Source organism: Clostridiales bacterium, assembly GCA_018333995.1.
In the GTDB taxonomy this organism is placed as follows: Bacteria; Actinomycetota; Coriobacteriia; order Anaerosomatales; family SLCP01; genus JAGXSG01.
The window spans coordinates 1-3,196 of the sequence record JAGXSG010000019.1 but is presented as its reverse complement, the minus strand read 5'-3'; the positions used below and the strand labels follow the sequence as shown (position 1 = coordinate 3,196).

Annotated in this window: 5 protein-coding genes and 1 tRNA gene; 1 reads left to right on the top strand and 5 read right to left on the bottom strand. The window is 65.9% G+C overall.

The window, feature by feature from the left end; genetic code table 11:
- A partial coding sequence (locus tag KGZ40_05815) for a hypothetical protein (GenBank protein ID MBS3957025.1) occupies nucleotides 1-291 on the top strand: 291 nt, incomplete at its 5' end.
- Between the two features lie 66 nt (nucleotides 292-357).
- On the opposite strand, the gene fetB is transcribed toward KGZ40_05815, so the two are convergent.
- The 5 genes from fetB to KGZ40_05790 all read right to left on the bottom strand — a co-directional run.
- Complete coding sequence (gene fetB, locus KGZ40_05810; GenBank protein MBS3957024.1) at nucleotides 358-1,164, bottom strand: iron export ABC transporter permease subunit FetB; 807 nt, start codon at nucleotides 1,162-1,164, stop codon at nucleotides 358-360.
- Nucleotides 1,161-1,835: an ATP-binding cassette domain-containing protein gene (locus KGZ40_05805; GenBank protein ID MBS3957023.1), complete on the bottom strand. Its 675-nt coding sequence runs from the start codon at nucleotides 1,833-1,835 to the stop codon at nucleotides 1,161-1,163. Before KGZ40_05805 ends, fetB begins: the two co-directional genes overlap by 4 nt.
- Before the next feature lie 9 nt (nucleotides 1,836-1,844).
- Nucleotides 1,845-2,354: a nitroreductase family protein gene (locus KGZ40_05800; GenBank protein ID MBS3957022.1), complete on the bottom strand. Its 510-nt coding sequence runs from the start codon at nucleotides 2,352-2,354 to the stop codon at nucleotides 1,845-1,847.
- A gap of 198 nt (nucleotides 2,355-2,552) precedes the next feature.
- A tRNA-Sec gene (locus KGZ40_05795) sits at nucleotides 2,553-2,649 on the bottom strand.
- Between the two features lie 33 nt (nucleotides 2,650-2,682).
- The coding region (locus tag KGZ40_05790; protein MBS3957021.1) for a hypothetical protein at nucleotides 2,683-3,196 on the bottom strand (514 nt) is incomplete at its 5' end.

Below are 3,196 nucleotides of genomic sequence, written 5' to 3'. Positions count from 1 at the left end.
AAGACCCGCGAGGGATCGAAGGTGACCAAGCGCTACGACGAACCGAAGACGCCCTATGCGCGCGCCTTGATATCGCCCGACGTCAGCGATGCTGCCAAGCGGCGCCTGACCGCCCACTACGAGACGCTCAACCCCGTTGCGCTCAAGCGCGATATCGTCCGGCTGCAGAAGCGTCTGTACGAACTCGTCGCACTGAAGGAATCGGTACGTCGAAGGGAGGTGCAGGCACTCGAACTCGACGACATCTATGATGAGTCAACGAACGACGTGTTCGACGACATTCTTACGTGAGGCATCAGGCCCGGCGCCCGTCGAGTTGCCCGCCCGCGTGCGCACTGTCAACGCCACACGCCCCCCTCACGCGTCCCGATACCCTCGCTCAAGGTACACGCCCTCGTCCGAGAAACGTCTGCGGTACGAGAGCACGACCGCAAGCACAGCGCCGACCGCCGTTGCCGCAGAGATCATCAGCATGATGACGATCTGGTAGAACGACGCAGCGAGCGGGTCGGCGCCGGCGAGCACCTGACCGGTCATCATACCGGGGATGAACACGATGCCCGCAGTGGACATCGCATTGATTGTAGGGATGAGTCCGGCCGTGATTGCGATCCGCGCACTCGGCAAGGCCGCCTCCCACGGCGTGGCACCCAGCGCCACTAACGCAAGAATCTCATCGGCCCGCGCATCAAGGTCCGCGAACGTCCGCTCCAGCGCGAGCGCGACACCGTTCATCGAGTTTCCAAGCACCATGCCGGCGATGGTGATGACGTAGCGCGCGTCGTACCACGGATCGACCTGTACGACGAGCCCGGTCACGGCAAACGTGACGGTGAATCCGGTAAGCAGCATCGTTACCATCGAACTGCCGAGGATTCCGCGCGGCGCGTCTATCGTGCGCCGCAACACAGCGTGCGCGGCGCCCGCCATCATGAACACGAGGATACCGATCACAAGCAGCCAGCTATCAACCCCAAACACCCACCTCAGCACGAGTCCGAGAGCGATGAGTTGCACGTATGTTCGCACTGTCGCAATCGCCAACTCGCGCTCAAGCCCAAGCGCGAGGCGAACTGAGATCGCGCCCGCCACTACGACGAACCCCGTCGACAGAAGCAGCTGAGGAATTCCTATCTCAACGACCCCACCGGCAAGCTCGTTCACGTGCCCACCTCGGTCAGGTGGCCGTCGGCGAGTCGCAGCCGGCGTGTTGCGAACGCTTCAGTGCGCTGGTGGCGCACGCGAACGACCGCACCTCCAAGAGCCGCGAATCGCGAGGCCGTCTCGGCGACCCGCGCTGCGCTCTCGTCGTCGAGCGCGGCGTCCGGTTCATCAAGCAAGAGAACGTCCGGTCTAGTGAGCACCGTCCGGGCGAGCGCGACACGGGCAGCCTGTCCCACCGAGAGCATGGCGACATCCCTGGAAAGCGCGATCTCACCGAGGGCTACGCCGGCAAGCGCGGCGGCGAGCTCGTGATCGTCAGGGGCCGTCAGGGAGGCCCGCGCCTTGAGTGTCCACGGCACGAGCAGGTTCTCACGCACCGTGCCTGAACATAGAACCGCCTTTTGAGGCAGCAAAGTGACGCGCGAACGCCACTCGCCCGCAGGGATGCCAAAGGCCGACACCCCCCTCAACGCGAGGTGCCCGCTTGCTTTTGGCAGCAGCCGCGCGAGCGCGCGGAGCAAAGTGGTCTTGCCCGCCCCGCTCGGCCCGCCGATGTCGACGATCTCACCGGCCGCGACCACAAGATTCACTCCGTTGAGGAGCACCGGCGCGCCAATCGAAGCCGGGCCGGTGAAGCGCAGCCCGTCCGCGAGCAGAACCTCCTCGGCCACGTGCCCTCCCTACCAGCGCTCGTGGTGGACCAAATCGGCGTCGTAGCGCTCGGAGGGACCTTTCTCCTCGGCGGGGTGACCGATCGAGATGACCGCCATCGGTTCGATGTGCTCGGGCATGCCCAGCAGTGCTTTGAGCGGGCTTGAGCGCTCGGTCTTGGGGTAGTAGCCGAGCCACACCGCGCCGAGCCCCATGGCGTGCGCCGCGAGCAGGATGTTTTGCACAGCCGCCGAGCAGTCCTGCTGCCACATGACCGGGTGACGCAGGTCCGAGGTGTCGCCGCAGACGACGATGCCCACTGCCGCCTCAGCGAGCATTCCGGCGTACGGACTCGTGTCGGCGATTATCGCGAGCGTCTCGCGCTCGGTCACGACGACGAACCGCCACGGCTGCTGGTTACCCGCGCTCGGGGCGGCCATCGCGGCGCGCAGCATCGTCTCGACCTGCTCGGCCAAGACGGGCTCACCGGTGTAGCGGCGGATCGAGCGACGGGTCATGAGGGCGTCGAGTGCGTCCATCGAATCCACTCCTTCGCGTGTCGTGGGGTACCGGGTCACTGTGCCCCCTCTTCCTCGCGGTCCACATGGGAACATTCCCCTCCGAGGCGGTTCGTGTCCACCCCCCGTCCTCATGTGGTTCCAAGCTTAGTCGAGTCGATCGAGCCGGAGCAAACGACGGAAGGCGGCCCCTGGGGGCCACCTTCCCGCGCACACGTCTGGCGGAGGCGCGTGCGAATCGAACACACCCGGGACGCTCTTCACGCCCCACGCTGGTTTTGAAGACCAGGGGGCCCACCAGGACCCATCCGCCTCCGCTGAAGGATTGTCCAGGTGAGTCTGTGAGATGTCAAACTTTCGACCACTCGCAGAGATGTTTCTCAAACACACGCGGAAACATACGCACGATGTCGTCGGCGCGGTGATCGGGGCGCGCCTGCAGGGCCGCTCCGGCCGCACGGTTCGCCTTCGCCGCGCACACCGCCGCATCGAACGTCGGGAAGTCCGCGGCCATGAACGCCGAGGCGAGCCCGGTCACGGTGTCGCCCGTGCCGCCGATCGCCTCAAGCTCGGGCACGCACGGCTCAGTGACCGTCGCCTTGACGACCCCGTGCTCGGCGATGTAGTCGGTCGAGCCCTTGACGAGCAGCACCCTAGGCGAGCTGCCGCGCTCGTGAGCGAGCCGGACAAGCTCGACGGGGTCGAACCCGTTGTTGCCAAAGAGGTAGTGGCTCACGTATGCCGGGTGCGTGGCGCGGTCATCGGCCATGAAGCCGACCTCGCCCACGTCGGGCGTCATGAGCTCGAAGTGGCTCGCGAGTCCCGCAGCCTTCGCCGCGTACATCCCGCCTGCGTCCGCGACA